The 2,603-nt window shown below is 73.8% G+C and carries 1 protein-coding gene; it reads left to right on the top strand.

Annotated features, from left to right (window positions below):
* A partial coding sequence (locus C2142_RS36700; RefSeq protein WP_241003030.1) for a glycoside hydrolase family 3 protein occupies positions 1 to 2,562 on the top strand: 2,562 nt, incomplete at its 5' end.
* Positions 2,563 to 2,603 lie beyond the last annotated feature (41 nt).

Here is a 2,603-nt window from a genome sequence, read left to right on the forward strand (position 1 = left end):
CGGTCCGAGCTCCGGGCCTTTCACTACCACCGCCCCCCGGCGATCAGCACCCCCGAGCGCGGAGCCAACTCGCTCCAGGCCTGGGCCCCCGTGCTCAACCTGCTGCGCGACCCGCGCTGGGGGCGCAACGAGGAGGCCTACTCCGAGGACCCGGTGCACACCGCGCGGGTCGGCGAGGCGTTCTGCAAGGGACTCGCCGGCGACCACCCGACCTACCTGCGGACCGCCCCGGTGATCAAGCACTTCCTCGCCTACAACAACGAGGACGACCGCTGCACCACCTCCTCCGGGCTGCGCCCGCGGGTCCTCCAGGAGTACGACCTCGCCGCCTTCCGCCCCGTCGTCGCCTCCGGCGCCGCGACCGGCGCGATGGCCGCCTACAACCTGGTCAACGGCCGCCCCTGCCACGTCAGTCCGCTGATCGAGGCGGAGCTGCGCCGCTGGGCCCGGCCGACCGGCCACGAGCTGTTCGTGGTCAGCGACGCCGAGGCCCCCTCCAACCTGGTCGACCCGGAGCAGTACTTCGACGACCACGCCGAGTCCCACGGGGCGGCGCTCAAGGCCGGCATCGACAGCTTCACGGACCACGGCGAGGACAGCGAGACCCCGGTCGGCCGGCTGCGCGAGGCGCTGGAACGCGGCCTGATCGACCAGGCCGACGTGGACCGCGCCGTCCGGCGGCAGCTGGAACTGCGCTTCCGGCTCGGCGAGTTCGACCCCGAGCTGGACCCCTACGCCGGCACCGGCCCGGAGGTCATCGACAGCCCCGAGCACCGGGCGCTGGCCCGGCAGGCCGCGATCGAGTCGACGGTGCTGCTCAAGAACGACGGCGTGCTCCCGCTCGACCCGGCCCGCACGAAGCGGATCGCCGTCATCGGCCCGCTCGCCGACACGCTCTTCGAGGACTGGTACAGCGGCACCATGCCCTACCAGGTCGGCATCGCCACCGGACTAGCCGCGGCCGTCGGCGACGGCGGCGAGGTGGTCTGCGTGGAGGGCTCCGACCGGATCGCCCTGCGCTCGCCCACCACCGGTGACCTGCTCGGCAAGACCGCGTTCGACGTGACCGACTGGGGCGGCGGCGCCCTCACGCTGCGCGCCGCCGACACCGGCCGCTACCTGAGCCTCAAGGACGACGCCTCCCTGGCGGCTGACCAGGAGGTGATCAAGAGCTGGTTCGTCCAGGAGACCTTCGGCTTCGAATCGGACGGTGAGGGCGCCGTGCTGCTGCGCTCCGTGTTCACCGGACGCTACGCCGCCGTGGACCCGACCGACGGCCGGGTGAGCGTCACCGCCGAGACCGCGGACGACGCCGAACGCTGGCAGCGCGAGCTGGTGCGCGACGGCGCCGCCGAGGCACGGGCCGCCGCCGAGGCGGCGGACGTCGCGGTCGTCGTCCTCGGCAACCACCCGATGGTCAACGGCCGGGAGACCGAGGACCGCGCGGACATCGACCTGCCCGAGGGGCAGGAGGAGCTGCTGCGCGCCGTCGCGGCCGTCCGCCCGAACACCGCGCTGGTCGTGATGAGCAGCTACCCGTACGCCCTTGACTGGGCCGACGAGCACCTGCCCGCCGTGGTGTGGACCTCCCACGGCGGGCAGGAAACAGGACACGCGCTGGCCGCCGTGCTGCTCGGCGAGGCCGAGCCCGCCGGCCGCCTGCCGCAGACCTGGTACCGGGGCGACGACCCGCTGCCCGCCCCGCTCGACTACGACATCATCAAGGCGGGCTGGACCTACCAGTACCACCGGTCCACGCCCCTCTACCCCTTCGGCCACGGGCTGTCCTACACCGACTTCGGCTACCGCGACCTGCGCCTGTCGCAGCCGTCGATCGGCCAGGGCGGGTCGGTCGACGTCACCGTGACCCTGGAGAACACCGGACCGCGGCCCGGCAGCGAGGTGACCCAGGTCTACGTCCGTGCCCTGGAGGCCCGCTATGAGGCGCCCCGGCTGCGACTCGCCGACTTCCGCAAGGTCCGGCTGGAGCCGGGCGAGAGCCGCGAGCTGACCTTCCGGCTGCCGGCCGGGCAACTCGCCCACTGGGACGTCGCCACCGGCGCCTTCGCCGTCGACCCCGGCGGCTACGAGCTGATCGTCGCCCGCTGCGCCGACCACCCGGTGCTCACCGCGCCGCTCACCGTGATCGGGGCGGCCGCCGCACCCCGGGCGGGCGTCGAACGCCGAATCCTGGCCGTCGACTTCGACGACTACGAGGACGCCACCATCGTCGACGCCACCCAATCCGAGGGTGACGCCGTCACTCCCACCGATCCCGCACACCCCGCGACGCTCCTCTTCCGGGACGTCGACCTCTCCGGCGCCGTCCGGGTCGAGGTCGAGACCGCCCGCGAGGACGAGGGATCGGGCGGGGTGCGGCTCGAAGTGCGGGCGGGCGCCCGGCTCCTGGCCGAGATCGAGGTGCCCGTGACCGGTGACCGCTACGCCTGGACGACCGTCACCGCAGAGCTCGCCGCCCCGCTCCACGGCGTCCACGACCTGGGCCTGACCCTGCACGGCGACTTCCGGCTCTCCGCCTTCCGCCTCGGCGCGGCCGGCTGAGGCCTCCCGCCCCACCGACCGGCGGCCCGCCCAAGAGGGGA

This window comes from Streptomyces sp. CB01881, from assembly GCF_002953255.1.
Classification (GTDB): Bacteria; Actinomycetota; Actinomycetes; order Streptomycetales; family Streptomycetaceae; genus Kitasatospora.